General features: G+C 29.9%; 17 protein-coding genes, 1 tRNA gene, 1 other RNA gene and 1 other annotated feature. Of the genes, 4 read left to right on the top strand and 15 right to left on the bottom strand.

Annotated features, from left to right (window positions below):
• Positions 1-304: 304 nt before the first annotated feature.
• The 12 genes from KM800_RS09500 to KM800_RS09445 form a co-directional block, all read right to left on the bottom strand.
• Positions 305-2,983 carry a penicillin-binding transpeptidase domain-containing protein gene (locus KM800_RS09500; protein ID WP_217812869.1) on the bottom strand — a complete coding sequence of 893 codons (2,679 nt, stop codon included), beginning with the start codon at positions 2,981-2,983 and terminating at the stop codon, positions 305-307.
• A gap of 15 nt (positions 2,984-2,998) precedes the next feature.
• Positions 2,999-3,490: a rod shape-determining protein MreD gene (gene mreD, locus KM800_RS09495; RefSeq protein ID WP_217812868.1), complete on the bottom strand. Its 492-nt coding sequence runs from the start codon at positions 3,488-3,490 to the stop codon at positions 2,999-3,001.
• 11 nt (positions 3,491-3,501) lie between these two features.
• On the bottom strand, positions 3,502-4,386 hold the full coding sequence (gene mreC / locus KM800_RS09490; RefSeq protein ID WP_217812867.1) for a rod shape-determining protein MreC: 885 nt from the start codon (positions 4,384-4,386) through the stop codon (positions 3,502-3,504).
• 9 nt (positions 4,387-4,395) lie between these two features.
• A complete protein-coding gene (locus KM800_RS09485) occupies positions 4,396-5,406 on the bottom strand; it encodes a rod shape-determining protein (protein WP_217812866.1) in 1,011 nt (336 codons plus the stop codon).
• A 20-nt stretch (positions 5,407-5,426) separates the two neighbouring features.
• A complete protein-coding gene (radC, locus tag KM800_RS09480) occupies positions 5,427-6,104 on the bottom strand; it encodes a RadC family protein (protein ID WP_217812865.1) in 678 nt (225 codons plus the stop codon).
• A 14-nt stretch (positions 6,105-6,118) separates the two neighbouring features.
• Positions 6,119-6,697: a Maf-like protein gene (locus KM800_RS09475; protein WP_217812864.1), complete on the bottom strand. Its 579-nt coding sequence runs from the start codon at positions 6,695-6,697 to the stop codon at positions 6,119-6,121.
• A 10-nt stretch (positions 6,698-6,707) separates the two neighbouring features.
• Entirely contained in the window at positions 6,708-6,968 is a 261-nt protein-coding gene (locus KM800_RS09470) for a DUF4321 domain-containing protein (RefSeq protein WP_217812863.1), read from the bottom strand.
• 184 nt (positions 6,969-7,152) lie between these two features.
• A complete protein-coding gene (locus tag KM800_RS09465; protein WP_217812862.1) occupies positions 7,153-7,911 on the bottom strand; it encodes a hypothetical protein in 759 nt (252 codons plus the stop codon).
• A 136-nt stretch (positions 7,912-8,047) separates the two neighbouring features.
• Positions 8,048-8,947, bottom strand: coding sequence for a homoserine kinase (gene thrB, locus KM800_RS09460; RefSeq protein ID WP_217812861.1), 900 nt, complete (start codon positions 8,945-8,947; stop codon positions 8,048-8,050).
• Between the two features lie 12 nt (positions 8,948-8,959).
• Entirely contained in the window at positions 8,960-10,204 is a 1,245-nt protein-coding gene (locus tag KM800_RS09455) for a homoserine dehydrogenase (RefSeq protein WP_217812860.1), read from the bottom strand.
• A 65-nt stretch (positions 10,205-10,269) separates the two neighbouring features.
• Positions 10,270-10,505 (bottom strand) — a binding site (T-box leader).
• Between the two features lie 7 nt (positions 10,506-10,512).
• Entirely contained in the window at positions 10,513-10,950 is a 438-nt protein-coding gene (locus tag KM800_RS09450; protein ID WP_217812859.1) for an ACT domain-containing protein, read from the bottom strand.
• 265 nt (positions 10,951-11,215) lie between these two features.
• Complete coding sequence (locus tag KM800_RS09445; protein WP_217812858.1) at positions 11,216-13,069, bottom strand: APC family permease; 1,854 nt, start codon at positions 13,067-13,069, stop codon at positions 11,216-11,218.
• Positions 13,070-13,326: 257 nt separating this feature from the next.
• Between KM800_RS09445 and KM800_RS09440 the strand changes: the two genes are divergently transcribed.
• From KM800_RS09440 to ssrS, 3 genes are all read left to right on the top strand, one after another.
• A complete protein-coding gene (locus KM800_RS09440) occupies positions 13,327-14,685 on the top strand; it encodes a sigma-54 interaction domain-containing protein (RefSeq protein ID WP_217812857.1) in 1,359 nt (452 codons plus the stop codon).
• A 46-nt stretch (positions 14,686-14,731) separates the two neighbouring features.
• Positions 14,732-14,814: transfer RNA gene (locus KM800_RS09435), tRNA-Leu, on the top strand.
• Positions 14,815-14,912: 98 nt separating this feature from the next.
• A non-coding RNA gene (gene ssrS / locus KM800_RS09430) (6S RNA) lies at positions 14,913-15,090 on the top strand.
• A 91-nt stretch (positions 15,091-15,181) separates the two neighbouring features.
• On the opposite strand, the gene KM800_RS09425 is transcribed toward ssrS, so the two are convergent.
• From KM800_RS09425 to polA, 3 genes are read right to left on the bottom strand one after another with little or no spacing between them, the layout of a single operon-like run.
• Positions 15,182-15,721, bottom strand: a complete 540-nt coding sequence (locus tag KM800_RS09425) for a lytic transglycosylase domain-containing protein (RefSeq protein WP_217812856.1) — start codon at positions 15,719-15,721, stop codon at positions 15,182-15,184.
• Positions 15,722-15,734: 13 nt separating this feature from the next.
• The gene (coaE, locus tag KM800_RS09420; protein WP_217812855.1) at positions 15,735-16,364 is read right to left on the bottom strand and encodes a dephospho-CoA kinase; all 630 of its coding nucleotides are present in this window, start codon (positions 16,362-16,364) and stop codon (positions 15,735-15,737) included.
• Positions 16,365-16,379: 15 nt separating this feature from the next.
• Positions 16,380-19,019, bottom strand: coding sequence for a DNA polymerase I (gene polA / locus KM800_RS09415; RefSeq protein WP_217812854.1), 2,640 nt, complete (start codon positions 19,017-19,019; stop codon positions 16,380-16,382).
• A gap of 120 nt (positions 19,020-19,139) precedes the next feature.
• Between polA and KM800_RS09410 the strand changes: the two genes are divergently transcribed.
• Positions 19,140-19,772: a hypothetical protein gene (locus KM800_RS09410; protein ID WP_217812853.1), complete on the top strand. Its 633-nt coding sequence runs from the start codon at positions 19,140-19,142 to the stop codon at positions 19,770-19,772.
• The last annotated feature ends 89 nt before the right edge of the window (positions 19,773-19,861 follow it).

Below are 19,861 nucleotides of genomic sequence, written 5' to 3'. Positions count from 1 at the left end.
CTACTTTATTGACTTAGATCCATCAGCAAACAGTTTTTTCATTAAATTTTGTCCTTATATTCACATAAAATCCTAAATTTTGACTATATCTTAAACCTTAACAATACTTTTATCAACTGTTGTTATGCATTTAGATGGAAACCCTCGAATTATAAATTAGTGTTACTATATTATTTCTATTTTATTAAAGTCAGGTTTTTTGTTCACCACTTAAACTTTTTTTAACTCACCTGCACAGCATTTTGGGACAAAAAAGTTGTACATCAAAATCCTATGTACAACTTTTTATATAAAATATTATATTCTAATTCTGACTTTGAGCACTGTTTGTATTAGTACCACTACTATTTAACTCTTTACTAAAATAAGCAGTATATATGTCCTTTGCAATCTGTGCAGAACCAGCTCCCTGTCCTCCATCAAATACAACTGCATATACAGCTATCTGAGGCTTGTCAAGAGGTGCATATCCTACATATTCTGCATAATCGGTTCTACCAATCTCTTCTTGATTCCCCAAACTTGCAGTACCTGTCTTACCTGCAGTCTTTATTGGGAAATCTGCAAACGTACCAGATGCAGTACCTTTTTCATTAACTGCCTCCATACCAGCTTTAACAGCTGCTATATTTTCAGCACTGACTCCTGTGTTCTCTGCAACTTCAGGTTTTATCTTCTTTATAACTTTTCCATTTGAATCAAGTATACTGTCAACCAAATGCAGTTTGTATCGTGTGCCTCCATTAGCAATAGTAGCAACATAATTTGCCATCTGCAGTGGTGTAAACTGATTTAATCCCTGACCTATAGAAGCATTTTCTATATTGGCTGGTACGTTCAATTGAGAATTTGCATCCGAAACAGTAGTATAATTTATTGCATCTATAAGATTACTCATCTGCCTGTTTGTAATTTCTTTTTTATTGTTGGGATCTTCTTGTACAAGTTCTGAAAAAAGTTCCTTGTACTTGGTCTCATCAAAAGATTTGCTGCCATTTTTTATAGAACTCTGTATTAAGCTTTTTATGTCCTTTTTAATCTGCTTAACTTTATCCGAGTCATTTGCATTATCATATAGATCCAGTGAAACCAATTTATTTCCTTTGTCATCAATTCCATCTTTAAGGTTTTTCATGACTTTCCAAAGATAAGTATTGGCAAAAGAATTTTTATTCGATACTGTATTATATACTTGCCCATATTTCTCCGGTAATTCTATTCCAGTAGTTGGAGTAGTCTTACTGTTGGGATCTGCACCCAATCCAAATTTCCATGCATATTTTGCCAAAGTGTCATCTCCAAAAGAATCTCTTATTCTCTTACCTACCGTCATAAAATAAGGGTTACTTGACCTCTCTATGGCTCTCGCAAGATTTACCCATCCATTTGGTCCATCTAAAGTAAATGGCACAATATGCCCTCCACCTTGATCGAATGAACCTATGTCATCAATGCTAAAATCAGGAGTTATAGCTCCACTTTCCAATCCTGCTATAGCAGTCATTGGCTTGAATGTGGATCCCGGTGGTATGAGAGACTGTGTAGCATAGTTGTAAAATGGCTTAGGATATATGTCATATACATCCTGTCTTATAGTTGTATTCCCCTTTATGCTTTTGTCCAGCGGAAACAGTATATTCAATACATCAGTTTCACTTTTGCCAGGATATAGGCTCGTAATTCCTCTTTTTTCAATGTAATTTATTCCAAATTTTTCTAAATTAGGGCTGAAATACTGATTGTACTGTTCTGATGTAAGTCTTCCAGGTACGGAAAACAGATTTGGGTCATATCCAGGCCTGCTTGCCATTGCAATTATATCACCTGTATTTACATCAATTACTACAGCAGCTCCCCTTGTTGCATTAGTAGTATCAGATCTTTGTTGACCATATGGATTTGACTGCAATTCTTTCATTCTGTCATCCAGTGCCTTTTCAGCAGCTGCCTGTACATTTTTATCTATAGTAAGTTTAACATTATTTCCAGGTTTCGGGGTTGTAGTTCCCAGTTCCTGAATTATTTTTCCATTATTATTTAATTTTACAGTTCTTCCACCTTTTTTTCCTTTTAGTACATCTTCAAAGGCAGCTTCTATTCCAGCCTGACCAATGTAGTCACTATTGGTATCATATCCCTTGGCCTTATACTTGGCTGTATCCGTACTGCTTATTTTAGATATGTATCCTAGAATTCCAGATGCCAGCTCTTTATTAGGATACTGTCTTATTGGCTGAATATTCATGTCTACTCCAGGGAGATCATTTAATATTTGTGAAAACTTCAATGCAGTGGATTTTTTAATATTACTTGCTATTACAACTGGATCATATCCTGAAAAACTATGCATTTTTATAGTATCCTTTATTATCATAAATTTTCTCTGTTCTTCCATAGGATAGCTACTATTTATACTGTACTTTTTTAAAAGAAGTTCATAGGTTTTCTTAGGAGAAATTTTAAGCAGCTGGTCATTTACCTGTTTTTTTAGTTCATCATCGGATATATCCTTGTTTTTCGCTTTTATTTTCTTCTCTATTGAATCATTTAATCCTCTGTCCCTTTTGAATTTTATCTCCAAATTTTTTCTAGTTTCTGGATCATCACTTCTAAATTCAAATTTAAATGGATTTATCTTAAGTTCAAAATCGTCCTGCTGACTTTCTCCATTTGTATCTAAAATCTTGAATACCTTATCCATGGTTGTAAAAAACTTTTTATCATTTGTATCGGTTTGATTGTACACAAGAGTATAACTTTGTTCGCTTCTAGCTAGTATATTTCCATTCTTGTCAAGTATATTTCCTCTTGGAGCTGGATCTGCTATTTGTCTTATAGACCTATTGACAGCTTTTTCTTTGTACTGTGCACCTTGTACAATTTGCAGAGAAAAAAGTTTTCCAGCTATAACACTAAAAATAACTGTCATTACTATAATAAGTGCAGTAAATCTGGATATTTTTTTCTTTTCTTGCAATTTCATTAAATCACCATTCCTTTAAAATTTCCATTCACTTTTCATAGAATCTATTTTACAAAGTCTGTATACTGGAATGTACATAAATATACATACAATCATATTATATATACTTGTAAAAAATACATCACTTATATTTATAGTCATTCCACTTAACCACAATATTACGAAAAGCAATGCTCCTTTTAATATTGACAAGAAGAAACATGCTATTACTGGAATGGATCTCTTTTGTCTAAAAATATTCGCACCTACAAATCCTGCAACAACACATATTATCATATTTACAAATGTATTTGTCCAAAATCCATTTGTAAAATAGATATCCTGAAGAAAACCTGCAAATATACCCAACCAAAGTCCTTCCCAACTTCCGCTGCTAATGGAGTAACAAACTACAAATGTAAAAAGCAGGCTAGGATAAATGGTTTTAATTGCAAAAAATGGCATTAGTGAATTATCAAGTATAAAGCATATAATGCATATAATACCTACTATTAATAATTTTTTCATAGAACATCACCTTAATACTTTACATCTATTTGATTCTTAGGAACTACTATAAGCATTTCCTGAATTTTATTAAAATTGACAAATGGCTTTACAACAGCATTTTTCATTACTTTTCCCTTATCCAGTTCCACAGTTGAAACACTGCCTATTCTTATTCCTCTAGGATAGGAATTATCAATTCCGGAAGTCAAAATTGTATCTCCCTTTTTTATTTTCGATTCAACTGGAAGATAGTATAATTTTGTAAGCAATTTATTCGTGCCTTGATTATATCCCTTTACTATGCCTTCATCTGAAGTTTCATCTGAAGTTTCATCTGAACTTTTACTTTTTGTGTCTGCTGACTGTGGTTCTGCACCTACAGCTAAATTTTCACTGGCTATAGATCTAACTATTGACCAATTATTTTCAACATGTACTACCTGACCTACAAGACCTTCTGCAGTTTCAGCCACCATTCCCTTTTTTATTCCATCATTACTTCCTCTATTTACAGTAAATTCATCCAATATACTGCTTCCGCCTCTTCCTATTATGTCACAGCCTATATAGTTGTATTCCATTTTTTCCTTTTTAAAATTAAGCTCTTTTCTTAAAGAACTATTTTCATTTTTCAATAAATTATATTCAACAAGTTTATTTTCCAATTCACTATTTTTTTTAGTAAGTTGTTCATTTTGCTCTTTAATATCAGATATATTAAATATAAAACTCAAAGATTGTTTGACACCATTATTCAACTTATAAATTCCACCTTGTATTGGATTGAATACAACACCTACTCCATTTCTCATAAAGAACACTCCGTTATTCTTTACGCCAAAAGAAATTAATATTAAAAACGCAACTGACAGTACTACAATAGCCACTGCCAGTTTATTTCTAAAAAATTTCATAATAATTCACTATTTTCTACTAGCTACTATTTTGTCTATAGTATCTAGAGCTTTTCCTGCACCTAATGCTACACAGTCCAAAGGAGTTTCGGCTGTGTGAACTGGAATATGTGTTTCTAAATTTATAAGTTGTTCTAATCCTCTGAGCATGGCTCCTCCACCTGCTACCATGATCCCTTTGTCCATTATATCTGATGCAAGTTCTGGTGGAGTTTTTTCCAATGTTGTTTTTATTGAATCTATTATAGCAGCTACTGGATCTTTAAGAGCTCCTCTTATTTCCTCTTCGTCTATGGATATTAATTTTGGTAATCCTGTCACCAAATCTCTTCCTCTTATTTCCATAGATTCATTTTCACCGATATCATATGCTGAACCAAGCTGTATTTTTACATTTTCAGCTGTTCTCTCACCTATCATAAGATTATATTCTTTCTTTATATAGTTTATTATTGCTTCATCAAGTTCATCTCCTGCAATTCTAAGTGACTTACTTGTAACTATTCCTCCGAGTGATATTATTGCTACTTCAGTAGTACCACCACCTATATCGACAATCATACTTCCCGTAGGCTCATTTACAGGTAATCCTGCTCCAATTGCTGCTGCCATAGGTTCTTCCATTAACAGTACATCTCTTGCACCCGCATGTTTTGTAGCTTCCTCAATTGCTCTTTTTTCTACTTCTGTAACTCCTGATGGAAAGCATACAAATATCCTAGGACTGGTAAATGCTGATTTTGGACTAACCTTTTCAATAAACTTTCTAAGCATTGTATGTGTAACATCAAAATCAGCAATAACACCATCTTTTAAAGGTCTTATAGCTACAATATTTCCAGGAGTTCTTCCTATCATATCCTTTGCTTCATTTCCAACTGCCATAACTTTTTTTGTATTAGTATTTATAGCAACAACTGATGGCTCTCTGAGAACTATACCTTTTCCTTTTACATATATTAAAGTATTAGCTGTTCCCAAATCAATTCCCATATCTCTTGAAATTCCGAAAAATCCCATTTATACTTCTCCTTTCAACCTCACAATATTCCTTTTTCTTTCAAACTAATATATTGACCGTTTCCTATTATTAAATGATCAATAAGGTGTATACCCAATATTTCACCACATTTTTCTAGTCTATAAGTAACTTTTATATCCTCATCACTTGGAGATGGATCACCAGATGGATGATTATGACATATTATTATAGACGCACTGCTCTTTTTAATAGCATAGCTAAAAACTTCTCTAGGATGAACTATAGAAGAATTCAAACTTCCTATAAAAACATTTTTTACACTTATAACTACATTTTTTGTATTCAACATTATAACTACAAGGTGTTCCTGCTTTAATGATTTCATTTCTTTCATCACAAGCATAGCCGCATCTTTGGAATTGTGTATTTTATAATTGTCACCATCTTTAAAAGATTTAAATCTTTTAGATAATTCTATCACAGCCAAAAGTTTAGCTGCTTTTGCATCTCCAATTCCGCTAATATTAGTAAAATCCTCTAGTGTAGAATCAAATACTCCATTTATTCCCCCATTATTTTGTATTATTCTACTACTCAAAGATATTATATTCTCTTTTTTACTGCCACAACCAAGAAGTATTGCTAAAAGTTCTATATTGGACAGAGCTTCAGGGCCATATCTAAAAAGTCTTTCTCTTGGTCTTTCATTTTCAGGTAAATCTTTAATTCTGTTCATTTAAAAACTCCTTTTTATAGATTTACCCCCATTCCAATTAACATTTTATACAATCTATTGAGAGGCAGTCCTACTACATTGTAATAGCATCCTCTAATTTCAGGTATAAATGCCCCTGCATATCCCTGAATTCCATAGGCACCAGCCTTATCTCCATATTCTTCCTTTTTTAAATACTTTTCTATCTCATTATTCGATATGTTGGAAAATCTAACACTAGTTTTCACAAATTCCTGTCTTACAATGCCAGAAAATTTATTAATAACTACTAGTCCAGTATAAACTTGATGTTCATTTCCACTTAAAGACTTCAACATATGAAAAGCTTCTTCTCTATCTTTTGGCTTTCCAAGTATCTTTCCATTAAAACATACAACTGTATCACATCCTATTATGATAAGTTGCTTATCTTCAAGCTTATTGCATACATCATTTGCCTTGCCTAAGGCAAGTTCCATAACGTAAGTTTTACAATCCCCATTATACTTAATACTGTTCTCTACAAAACCGCTTTCTACGATATCGAAATCATCTACAAGCCGTTTTAAAAGTTGCTGTCTTCTAACAGATGAAGATGCTAATATAATTTTCATTCAATCACTCCTAGTATCTTCTATATAATATTATAGCCATAATTACACCTATTATAGTCATAATATTTATATTAAAATTTATTCCTACAGTTAAAGTTAAAATTTTTAAATTTAACACCAAGGGTGTCTTTGCGCCTATTTCATAGGAATCTTTTAAAAATTGAAGTATACTTATTCTGCTGCCTATTGCATCACCTATAAGACTCCCAGCTACAGCACCCAAAAGTATCAGGAACCATAAAAAAGCTGTACTCTTAACTGTCCCCTTCACGTAAATCCCCCTACTTTAACAACATATCTAATATAGTTTATCATTTAATAAAAGCATAAACAAGTAAATATATTATTGTTAAAAAAATTTTTAAATTAGAAATAAAGATGGCAAGTATTGCAAGAGTTTTACTTATACTAACCATCTTTAATTATACACAAATATTACTAATTATTAAATTAGTTTATTTAATTTTTTTCAATATATTATATATATATAAATAATTTCCTTCTACTTTATCTTTGGACAGTTGAGACGGAAGTTTGCTTACATTTTCTTTTAAATCTTTAAGTATTATAAAATTTTTGCTATTTTTATCAACACTTTCCAAAGAAGAGCACCATTTTTTTAGTTGATCTGTCTTTATAGACTGTATATCTTTTTGAGAAACCTTATTTAAAACTTGTAAATTTGCATCTATTATCTCTATTATTTCTACATTGCAAGCATCAGTCTTTTTTATTGTAAAATCCATATTGGAATTATCCACCTTTTGTTTAGTAAGTGATGCCATTATATCTTTCGCTGTATTATCTTCATATATTCCTAAAAAAATTCTAACTTTATCATCTTCCTGAACTGCAAAAGGTGTTCCATACTGCATAAGTAAATTTTTCTCTGCAGCCACATTTTTTTTGTCTTTATAAATTCCGCCCTGGACTGCTACAAATTTAACTTGGCTTCCATCTGCAGAAGACTTTTTATTGCCAGTATTTGAAACAGCATTATTCTTATCATTACCAACTGTATTATTTGCATTTGAATTATTTTTGACAGTTTGCTGTGTACTTGCGGGATTAGGTTCAGAAACATTATAATAATTCATGATTATTTTAGAAGCCACTGTTCCGATGATAAATGCAGCTATCAATACCAACGCTATCATAAGTACAAAATTCTTTGTTCCTTTTTCCTTTTTCAAATCATATCGTGTGTATTTCATTTTCCCACCTCATCTTCTTAAAGTTTAAATATTTATATCTATATATTAAAGATATTTAAAAAGTGAGAAAAATATTACTGGCTATTAAAATAAAAGCCTATCACTACCATAAATCAATAATGATAGTGATAGGCTTTTACAAGACCTTCGCTCCTTCTAAATCAGGTTCAAGTAAAATTATCTTCCAACTATTTTCAAGTCCATTTAAAAAATTCTTCATATAACTTATAAATTCATCGGCATTATTATCTTCAACAACAGCCATTAGTGTAGATCCTGATCCACTTATAAATTCACCTATAGCTCCAAACTTTTTGACGTATTCAAAAATATCATCATAATCTTCTATAAGTTTTTTTCTATAAGGTTGATGTATTCTATCTTCAAAACATATTCTAAGTTTGTCAAGTTCCCCATTGTTTAAAGCGCTTATAAGCATGGCAGATCTAGATATGTTGAATATACAGTCCTCTTTTAAATATGACTCAGGTAATACCTTTCTTGAAAGTGCAGTGCTTACCTCAAAGGTAGGTATCATTGCTGCAAATTTTAATTGTGTAGGCAACTTGACTCTAGAATAATTTATTCTATCTTTTATTTTTAAAGATATAACCATTCCACCAAGTGCTGCAGGCACTACATTATCAGGATGTCCCTCTATTTCAGTTGCAAATGAAATTATATCTTCTAAAGACATATTGGTATTCATAATTGAATCCGCAGCCCTTATTCCTCCAACTATACAGGCCGAACTACTTCCAAGCCCCCTTGACATTGGTATATCACATTTTGTTACATTTATTTTAAGTCCTTTATAATCATAACCATATTTATCCATAGTCTGTGTTATAGTTTTATATATCAAATTATCTTTAAAATTTTCTGTAAGTTTAGTTCCACAATTATATATTTCAGTTTCATTGTTTGTTTCTTCAACTTCCATTTCATTATATAATTTAAGAGCCATACCTAAAGTATCAAATCCAGGTCCCATATTTGCTGTAGTTGCCGGTATTCTGATATTCACTTTAGTCATACTATATCCTCCTTAGCTTTTTGAAATCAATATTTTTTTTGCAGACCTGATATATTCTCTCTTCCTTAAATTTTCAATATATTTATTTAGGTTATGTTCATTTTCAGATTTTATAAATGCCACCACTTCATCATCGTCAAATGTAGCTGCACTAGCTAATATATAACTACTTGTAAAATTTTCAGTTATACTTTCAATAACTTCTATTCTATTGTGAGTTTTTAATCTTACAAGCCATTCACTTTGTAATTCCCATTCCTTATTTATTTCAGCTTTTTTATCATTAAAAGTAATACTTTCTTCTTCTTTATGCATTATTATATCAGCTATATCTGCAAATACTGCACTAGCTGTTGGAAACATACCTGCACCTTTACCTGTAAATAAGACGTCTCCTACGGCATCACCTTCAACTAAGATTGCATTGTATTCATCTTCAATTCTTCCAAGTACAGAATTTTCTTTTACTATAATTGGCCTAACTGATGCAAATACATCTTTTCCAGTATCTTCACTGATACCCAGAAGTTTTATACTGCACCCTCTTGTTTTAGCATATCTAAAATCATGATCATCAATATCTGTAATTCCTTCGATGCCCATATCCTTCCAATAAATTCTTTTGTTATATGCTATTGTAGAGAGTATTGATAATTTTCGTGCAGCATCATATCCCATAACGTCTGATTCAGGGTTTGCCTCTGCAAATCCAAGATCCTGAGCAAGTTTTAATGCCTCATCATATCCCATATTCTCATGATTCATCTTAGTCAATATAAAATTAGTAGTACCATTTAGAATAGCTCTTATACTCTTTATTTCATTTCCAACCAAACACTCATTCATGGATTTTAGTATAGGTATTCCTCCACCTACACTTGCCTCAAAATGAATAGAAACTCCATTTTCCTTAGCTAATTCCAAAAGTTCATGTCCACATTCTGCAATTAAATCCTTATTTGCTGTTACTACATGTTTTTTCATCTTTAAAGCTCTTTTAATATATTCATAAGAAGGATTTAGTCCACCCATAGCTTCTACTACTATATCAACTTTTTTCTTGAAAATATCTTCTATGTTATTTGTAAGTAATTCCTTATATTTACTGTTTTTATACTTTCCTACATTTCTTACCAGAATATTTGATATAGTAAGTTCCTCATCCAATCTACTTTTAAATTTATTTCTATTTTTTAATATAAGTTCAGCAACCCCGCTGCCAACAATTCCATATCCAAGCATAGCTATAACTGCCATATTCATTTTCCTCCTTAATTATGTACTTTTTTAACTAATTTAATATATAAAAAGAACTCATCCCTTACTGGGGCAAGTTCTACATGCGGTTCCACCCAATTTAACAGCAATTCTATATTATATTTACATAGTAATACTGTCATCTATTACAATTTAACGCAACCAAGCGGAAATACTTACTAAAATTCAGTATTCAATTCAAAGGTGATCTTCAATATTCTTACTTAAAGGATATTTCAGCATATTATCCTTTTCTCTACAAAAGCAGTTTATATCTACTCTTCCTCTTCATAATCTTTGATTTATTTTTATTCTACTGCTACCAACCTAACGTTTACTATACTATCTATAAGTTTTATGTCTTCAATCAATTCATTAATGTCTATTATAAGTTTGGATGCATCGAAAGTTATAGATACACTAGCTGCATTGTTTATAGGTATATCCTGATTTATAGTCAAGATATTACCGTGCTTTTGCGCTATTTTATCAATTATCTGTGATAGAGCTCCGGCTTTATGCAAAATCATAAATCCTAATGTAACTTTATGACCATTTACTCCTTCTGACATTGCAAAAACTGAGTCCTTATATTTATAATATGTGCTTCTACTTATTCCTACCTTTTTTACACCCTCCGATATATCTTTTACCTTTCCAGTTCTAAGAAACTCCTTTACCCTTATAACTTTCAAAAAAACATCTGGAAGAATATCTGAATCTATTATTAAAAACTTATTATTCATAAGCTCTCCTTATTTGTTTGTCATTCGCGTACATATGTATGTGAAAAATTATATTTCTAATAATATCACATAATAATTTAAAGTTCAATTATTATTTTGAATTATTTATTTCATTTATTGAGTATGTTATATTATGAATACGGTGCCTTTTATCTTATTGATAAATGATAACGTTATATGTAAATATATTTCAATTAATTATAATGATTAAATAAAAAATAGATAAAAATTTGTGAGCTCACAGATTTTTATCTATTAATAATCTCTATTTTTCAAATATTATATAAGGCACTGTTACTATGGCTATATTTCTTCTCTTAAGAAGTATGGTTTTAATTAAAAGTGCAGTCTGATTATGTAGTATGTTTCCCCACCACTTAGTGACTACAAATTGAGGTAAAACCACCGTTACCGTATCTTTAGGTCCAGCTGAATACTCTTCAGATTCTATAAATTTAACAAGCGGTCCAACAATACTTCTATAAGGAGATTTTTTTACTATTATAGGTATATCCATATTATACTCATTATTGTATTCATTCCATTTTTTCAATAGCTTTTCAGTTGCCGTGCCATCTACGGACACATGAAATATTATTATATTATCTGATATGGTTCTGGCATAATTCAATGCCTTTAAAAATGATTTATTCAAAGTATCTATAGGTACTATAACATATCTCTTTTGATCTTTAAAATTTATTTCTTTAGGCCTTTCATCTATAGATAATTTTAACTGTCTTGCAACTTCTGAATAGTGTTTTTTTATAATAAGCATAAAATATACAAGTATAGGTATAACTATAAATACTATCCACGCTCCACTGATAAATTTAGTTATTCCAAGTATTACTGCCGTTACAAAAGTTATAAATGCCCCAATTCCATTTATGATTGATTTACGTCTCCATGCATGTTGTTTTTTTCTTCTCCATCTAATAAACATACCCAATTGGGAAAGAGTAAATGATATAAATACACCTACTGCATATAAAGGCATTAAATAATGTGTATCACTTTTAAATATTATAACCAATATAATTGATATAATACTAAGAGTTACAATTCCATTGGAATATCCAAGTCTCTTTCCTCGTTTTGCAAATTGCCTTGGTGCAAATCCATCTTTAGCTATATAAGCAAGAAGCATAGGTAGTCCTGCAAATGCAGTATTACTTGCCAATATAAGTATAATTGCCGTAGCACCCTGAACTACATAAAATAATATATTATTGCCAAATACTTGAGACGCAATTTGTGCCACTACAGTTACTTGCGAATTTGGTACTGCGTGATAAAGTGTAGCGAGATAAGATAGTCCTCCAAATATTAAAAATACAACCAGAGACAGTAGTCCAAGCACCTTTTTCGCATTTTTCTGGGATGGTTCTTCAAAATTAGGTATAGCATTGCTTACTGCCTCAATACCTGTCAAAGCTGTACACCCGGATGAAAAAGCCCTTAGAAATAGAAACAATGTTATATCACCAGTAATCTGCGGAACTCTATAAACCGGCATAGGAGTATATCCTAAAATTTTAACTTTAAAAATCCCCCATACAATCATGGCCAATATCAATATCATAAATATATAAGTAGGAGTACCAAATGTCTTTGATGATTCTCTAAGGCCTCTAAGATTTCCAATTGTCATAACAATTATCAATAATATAGTTATTAAAACCTTATAATGCAAAATTTCTGGTATTGCAGATGTTATAGCCGCCGTTCCAGCAGATGCACTAACAGCAACTGTAAGTATATATCCTACAGTTAGTGATGCTCCGGCTACTAATCCAGGAATTTTTCCCAAATTATCTTTTGCAACAACATAGGAACCTCCTCCTCCAGGATATGCATCTATAGTTTGTCTATAAGAAAGAGTAACAACAAACATCAAAAATACAATACAAAGCGATGCAAGGAACATATATTTATAAGCCATCATTCCAATCACAGGTATGAGAACCCATAATATTTCTTCTCCTGCATAAGCTACTGAGGAAATTGCATCACTAGACAGTATAGGCAACCCCCAAAAAACATTTAATTTTTGGCCTTTTAACTCTTCAGTTTTTAAACTCTCTCCTATCAGAAATTTTCCTAATTTAAATTTCATTTTCTGCACCTCTAAAAGTAATTTTGTTTTCATTTGATACGGAATGATTATATATTATTATTTATTTTTAGCATAACTCTTTTTTTTATACTTAAAGACTATTTATAACTGTATTTATCTATCTTATGGTATACATATATGTTTTTATCTGTTTTTCACAATAATTCTCCCATTTTTAAATAACATAAGATCTAATTTTAATATTTATATAAAAATGTTATACTTAACCTAAATAATTATAATTAAGGATGATATCTATGGATGATAAATTTATTTCAAACAACAGTTTATTAAATTCAACATTTAAATCTATCTTTCAATCTGTATATGATGGGCTTATAATAACAGATGATAAATTCAATATAAAAAAGGCAAATTCAACTGCACTTAAAATATTTAATATAAAAGAAGACATTTTGTATAATACAAACTTGAAAAATATTTTAAAAGATACCATGTTGAATTCAATAATAATTACAGGTGAAAATATATTCAATGCAGATTGTATATTTCATTTAGGTAATAAAAAAATAAGATGTATAGTAAATATTGTGCCTATAAAGCTGGAAGATAAAGTATTGGGAATTGTTCTCTCCATAAAGGATACCAAAAGATTGCACAAAATAGTAAATAATGTGGTAGGATATAAAGCTTCATATACATTTCATGACATAATAACCCGCTCAGCAAAAATGGAATACATCGTTAAGCTTGCTAAAAAAGCCTCAAATACAGATTGCACTATATTGATTGAAGGAAAGAGCGGAACAGGAAAGGAAGTATTTGCACAATCTATACATAATTACAGTAATAGACATAATGGACCTTTTGTAGCTGTAAATTGTGCTGCTATTCCAAGAGAATTAGTAGAAAGTGAACTATTTGGATATGAAAAAGGGGCCTTTACGGGAGCTTCAAAAGGCGGCTATCCTGGAAAATTTGAATTAGCTGATGGTGGTACTATATTTTTAGATGAAATAGGAGAACTCCCTCTTGATATACAATCCAAGCTTTTAAGAGTACTTGATAATCTAAAAATAGTAAGAGTTGGTGCAACCTATGAAAAATCAATTGATGTCAGAATTATAGCAGCTACAAACAAATTATTAAAAGATGAAATAAAAAATAGAAATTTTAGAGGCGATCTATATTATAGGCTGAGTGTACTTAATTTAAATCTTATACCTTTGCAGGAAAGGAAGGAAGATATTGAAATTCTAGCAAGACATTTTATAGATAGATTAAATTTCAAAAATCCCAACTTTCCAAAATACTTGGATAATTCCTATATTGGAAAATTAATTTTATATAATTTTCCGGGCAACATAAGAGAATTGAGAAATATAGTGGAGAGATCCTACTACCTGTGCGAAGATTTATTAATAACTGATAAATATCTAATACATGAAAGCATTAATTTGGATTTTAAAATAGATCCGATTACCCCTGATATACCAATGCCTCTTGAAAAAGTAGAAAAGGCTTATATAAGTAATGCTTTAAAATACTTTCATGGAAACGCTTCCGAAACAGCTCACGCTCTTAAAATTGGTAAAGCTACCATATATAGAAAAATAAACAAATACAATATAGATATAAAAGCATTAAATAGTTGACAATATAAGTGAATCTAGTTATAATACATATGTATCAATCAGCTATGCGAGAGTGGCGGAATAGGCAGACGCGCACGTTTGAGGGACGTGTGGGAGACCGTACGGGTTCAAGTCCCGTCTTTCGCACCAAAATTTAAAAAGTATACTATTGACTTTTTAAATTACACGTTTTATAATGTGTATGTGGACATGATATTGTTTACATGTTTTAATATGATATTAATTGATTTTTTCTAGAATATGCGTAAGGCTTTAATTTGAACCTACATTACTAAATTGGGAGTTTAATATTTAGATGTGTATATGTAACCTTTGAGACATAGGAAGTGATAGATGCATCTGTGAGAACACCCACCTATCGAGAGATAGGTGTCAAATTAAGTTCAGCGGTATTTTGGAGTATCAATGAGAATGAAAGAGAGATTTTTATCTCTCTTTTTATTTTATAAAAAATAATTTTTCAAAATAAATACGGATTGAAATCAATCCGTATTTATTAATATAGATATTTATATACCTTGTAACTAACCTTAACTTTTTTTACGTACTTATCAGTTTCCTTAAAGGGTATATAATCCAAATTTTTTCCATCGTATGAATGATTTGAATTATTAAGCCATTTTTTTACATTTCCCCTTCCACCATTATAAGCTGCCAATACTAAATTCATATTGTTGTTGAACTCACTTTTTAAATCACTTATATACCAACATCCCATTTTTATATTGAATTCAGGATCATAGAGCATATCTTCATTAAAATTATTTATTGTCATTCTTTGTGCAGCCCACTCAGCTGTATCTGGTGTTATTTGCATAAGACCTATTGCATTTTTATTTGATCTTACATTTTCTTTAAATCCACTTTCAGTTTTGATTATAGCCATAACCATATATGGATCCAGGTCATATCTTTGAGAGTATTCTTTTATATATGATGAATATTTAAGAGGATAAAAACTTTTTGCTATATTTTTGGCATTTAATACTATCACTATAAGAATTATAATAGTTATTACTCTTTTTACAAATTTCAATGATGTATATGTCCTAAATATTTATTTCAGGACACTTCACCCCCTTATATTTTATGACTATCCATTCAAGTATATCCTTTAAATTCTTTTTGGTTGTATCAATATCTTTGGAATTATCCAATATATAATTGGAATACTTTTTCTTTTCATCTAATGACATTTGAGAATCAATTCTTATAATAACCTGGTCATATGTCAAGTTATCCCTTTCTTTAACTCTATCTATTTGGGTTATTCTGTCAATCCAAACCAATATAAGTTCATCTACATATTTTCTGAAATTATTTTCTATCAAGGTTGCAGCATCAAGTATGCATAATTTATTTCCTTCTTTATCTAATCTGTCCATTTCAAATAATATGTATTCTTTTATATATGGCATTATTATACTTTCATATTTACATCTTCTGTCACTACATTTAAATATATAATCACCAAATTCTCTTCTCTTAAGATTGTAATTTTCATCAAAAAACTTTTTTCCAAAAACATCCTCAATATTTTTAATTATATGTGGATATTTACTTAATACTGTTTTACTTATAAGATCTGCATCTATTACAGGTATATTGGCCTTTTTTAACATATTGGAAATTGTGCTCTTCCCACTTCCAATTCCGCCTGTAAGACCTATTTTTATCATAAATACACCGCCTTGCTATTTAATTTCGTACCAGTTATTTCCTGCGTTTATATCTACTTCAAGTGGAACTTTAAGAGAAACTGCATTTTCCATTTCTGTTTTTACAATATTTCTAACTACATCCAATTCATCCTTGAACAAGTTCAAAATAAGTTCATCATGTACTTGAAGTATAACTCTGCTCCTTAGATTTTTTTCTTTTAACTTATTATATACATTTATCATCGCTATCTTTATGATATCTGCTGCGCTTCCCTGTATAGGTGTATTCATTGCAAGTCTTTCACCCAAAGATCTGACTATTTTGTTGGAAGATCTTATTTCTTTTATAGCCCTTCTTCTATTCATTATAGTAGTAACATATCCATTATTTTTTGCCATATCAACAATATCCTCCATATATTTTCTTACATTGGGATACCTTTCAAGATAAGTTTCTATATAATTTTTAGCTTCAGCCCTTGATATATGTAAATCTTTTGCAAGGCTAAAATCACCTATACCATATATTATTCCAAAATTTACAGCCTTAGCATTACTTCTCTGACTCTTTGTAACCTTGTCTATTGGAATATTAAATACTTCTGATGCCGTTTTAGTATGAATATCACTATGATGTTTAAATGCATTTATAAGATTTTCATCATCTGCAATATGTGCAAGAACCCTAAGTTCTATTTGAGAATAATCTGCAGATAATATTATACAATCTTCATTTTCAGGTATAAATACCTTTCTTATTTCTTTCCCCATCTCATATTTTATGGGTATATTTTGAAGATTTGGTTCTGTACTTGAAAGCCTTCCTGTAGCAGTTACAGTTTGATTAAAATTAGAATGAATTTTGCCATCATCATCTATAACAGATTTTAATCCTTCAATATATGTTGAATATATCTTGGTAAGCTGTCTATAATATATTATTTTCTCTATTATAGGACTTTTATCTATAAGCTTTTCAAGTACCTGAGCATTAGTTGAATATCCGGTTTTAGTCTTTTTTATAACTGGAAGATCCAATTTTTCAAAAAGTATTTTACCAAGCTGCTTTGGTGAATTTATATTAAATTCTTCTTCGGAAAGAGCATATATCTCAGTTTTAACTTTTTCTATTTCTATTTTAAACTTTTCACTTAATTCATTTAATTTGTCCAGATCAGCTCTAAAACCTTCACATTCCATAGAAGATAATACCTTTGTAAGTGGCAATTCTATTTTATACAAAAGATCCTCCATATTTAAATCATTTATTTTTTTCTGTAAATTTATATAAAGTTTACTTAATAAGAAAGTTTCTTTTATCTTAAACTCACTGTCTTCTTCAGACAAATCAACTCCAGTATATTCCCTTATTATATCTTTCAAATAATACTTTCCTTTAGAAGGATTTAAGAGGTATGCTGCTATTTTTACATCAAATTCAACATTAGTCAAATCCAATCCAAGTTTATCAAGTATACTGTATTGCGATTTAATATCATATCCTACCTTTTTAATACCTATACTTTCAAATATTTTTTTTAAAAGTTCCAATGATTTTTCATTGTTTTCATCCATTATAGATTTCATATTTATTACATAATTATCGTTATAAATATTTATAAATATATTTTCAATATAACTATTAGAATAACTTCCTCCATTGCATATTTCAAAATTAAAATACAATATATATTTACTATTGTATTTTACTATTTTATTCACTGAATTTTGAAACTTGTCAATACTATCTATAACCTCAAATTCTAAATTTAATTGTTTTTGTTCTTCCTTCTCAATTACATCCAAGCCAGGGATCTTATTTATTAGTGATTTAAATTGAAGTTTTTCAAATATATTTTTCAATCCTAGAGCATCATAGTCCTCTTTGGACTCTATAGATTGCAAATCTATTTCCACAGGTACATCTATCATAATTGTGGCTAATTTTTTACTGAATACTGCCTGTTCCCTATACTCATTTAAATTTTCCTTTAACTTCTTGCCTTTTATATTTTCTATATTTTCAAGTACATTTTTAAGACTTTTATATTCCTGTATAAGCTTGAAAGCTGTTTTTTCACCTATGCCTGGAACTCCTGGTATATTATCAGAACTATCCCCCATAAGTCCTTTTACATCTATAAATTCAGTGGGTGTAACCCCATATTGCTCTATCATCCTATTTCTATCATATATCTCTTTTTCCGTAATTCCCTTTTTAGTTATAACTATATTGATATTATCTGAAGCCAGTTGAAGTAAATCTCTATCCCCTGTTACTATATAAACCTGTATTCCCTTGCTTTCGGCAAACACAGATAAGGTTCCCATAAGATCATCTGCTTCAAATCCATCTATTTCAAATATATTTATAGAAAGAAGCCCTAAAATTTCCTTTAAAATTGGAAATTGTTCTGCAAGTTCAGAAGGCATTTTCTTTCTTCCAGCTTTATAATCATCATATTGTTTATGTCTGAAAGTTGGTGCACTTCTATCAAAAGTGCAAACTATATAATCAGGATTTATTTCCTCCTTCATTTTAAAAAGCATATTTATAAATCCATAAACTGCATTTGTATGAAGGCCTTCATCATTAGTCAATTCTGGAAGTGCATAAAATGCTCTGTTCATCAAACTATGACCATCCAATATCAATAATTTTTCATTAGTCATTTAACTACTCCTTTTTAATCTTACTATTCCAACTAATATTTTATCACAAATATTAAAATAAGCTATTTCAAAAATATTAAAAAAGAACTAAACTTAACATATACAAAGGGGGATTTTTTTATGTCACTTAATTATAGCTTTTGTAATAATATTCCAATATTTAAATGTGATTCCTGTGGAAAATGTTCTAACACCATAGAATCTATTTCTTATACCTCTATCAAAAACAGAGGCTGTTGTTGGTATTTTCCAGAATACAGATTACTAGATATTAAAAATATAATAGATAATAATAAATTTAGTTTCATTTATTATTTAGTTTCTCTACCAAATTCTTTATTACGAAATTACTCTATAAAAATAAATGGCACTTTTTTAAAAAACAAATATAAAGACTTCAAAAACTCTTGTTTCAAAAAATATAGTAATTTTGATTCATCTCTTTTTTTTAAATTATGCCCGTTTTCATCTAAAAATGGATGCAGTTTAAGTTTTTTATTAAGACCTCATCCCTGTAATCTATATTTATGTAGAGAAATAATAAATTTATGCTCTAAAAAATACAAACCTTATTGTGACGAACGTAAAGACTACTTTGCTTACTGCAATTATTTCAACAAATGCATAAAACAAGACCTTATAGATAATCATGTAAGTCTAATCAGCAATATAAACAAGGCTGTAGAGGTAATAAAAAATTCCCATATAGAAAAGTTTCATGCAAGATATTTAAAACCTATAATTTTCAACTAATATACTAAAGAATTAAAATTTTTCTCTTTTTCTATTGAGATAGATTAATATATTTGATAGAATTAAATTGTTTGTGAATATATTTGCTC

The sequence above is a fragment of the Clostridium tyrobutyricum genome (genome assembly GCF_019144085.1).
Taxonomy (GTDB): Bacteria; Bacillota; Clostridia; order Clostridiales; family Clostridiaceae; genus Clostridium_B; species Clostridium_B tyrobutyricum_A.
The sequence above is the reverse complement of the archived record's forward strand: the minus strand, read 5'-3'. Positions and strand labels throughout refer to the sequence as shown.

Coding starts and splice junctions, on each gene's coding strand:
- polA (WP_217812854.1), bottom strand. CDS start 19,019: ATGACTAATGAAAAATTATTGATATTGGATGGTCATAGTTTGATGAAC.
- KM800_RS09455 (WP_217812860.1), bottom strand. CDS start 10,204: ATGGCAGTTATAGCTATGCTTGGATATGGAATTGTTGGCAGCGGGGTT.
- KM800_RS09450 (WP_217812859.1), bottom strand. CDS start 10,950: ATGAATAATAAGTTTTTAATAATAGATTCAGATATTCTTCCAGATGTT.
- KM800_RS09485 (WP_217812866.1), bottom strand. CDS start 5,406: ATGGGATTTTTCGGAATTTCAAGAGATATGGGAATTGATTTGGGAACA.
- KM800_RS09440 (WP_217812857.1), top strand. CDS start 13,327: ATGGATGATAAATTTATTTCAAACAACAGTTTATTAAATTCAACATTT.
- KM800_RS09465 (WP_217812862.1), bottom strand. CDS start 7,911: ATGAAATACACACGATATGATTTGAAAAAGGAAAAAGGAACAAAGAAT.
- mreD (WP_217812868.1), bottom strand. CDS start 3,490: ATGAAAAAATTATTAATAGTAGGTATTATATGCATTATATGCTTTATA.
- KM800_RS09475 (WP_217812864.1), bottom strand. CDS start 6,697: ATGAAAATTATATTAGCATCTTCATCTGTTAGAAGACAGCAACTTTTA.
- KM800_RS09410 (WP_217812853.1), top strand. CDS start 19,140: ATGTCACTTAATTATAGCTTTTGTAATAATATTCCAATATTTAAATGT.
- KM800_RS09500 (WP_217812869.1), bottom strand. CDS start 2,983: ATGAAATTGCAAGAAAAGAAAAAAATATCCAGATTTACTGCACTTATT.
- coaE (WP_217812855.1), bottom strand. CDS start 16,364: ATGATAAAAATAGGTCTTACAGGCGGAATTGGAAGTGGGAAGAGCACA.
- radC (WP_217812865.1), bottom strand. CDS start 6,104: ATGAACAGAATTAAAGATTTACCTGAAAATGAAAGACCAAGAGAAAGA.
- mreC (WP_217812867.1), bottom strand. CDS start 4,386: ATGAAATTTTTTAGAAATAAACTGGCAGTGGCTATTGTAGTACTGTCA.
- KM800_RS09445 (WP_217812858.1), bottom strand. CDS start 13,069: ATGAAATTTAAATTAGGAAAATTTCTGATAGGAGAGAGTTTAAAAACT.
- thrB (WP_217812861.1), bottom strand. CDS start 8,947: ATGACTAAAGTGAATATCAGAATACCGGCAACTACAGCAAATATGGGA.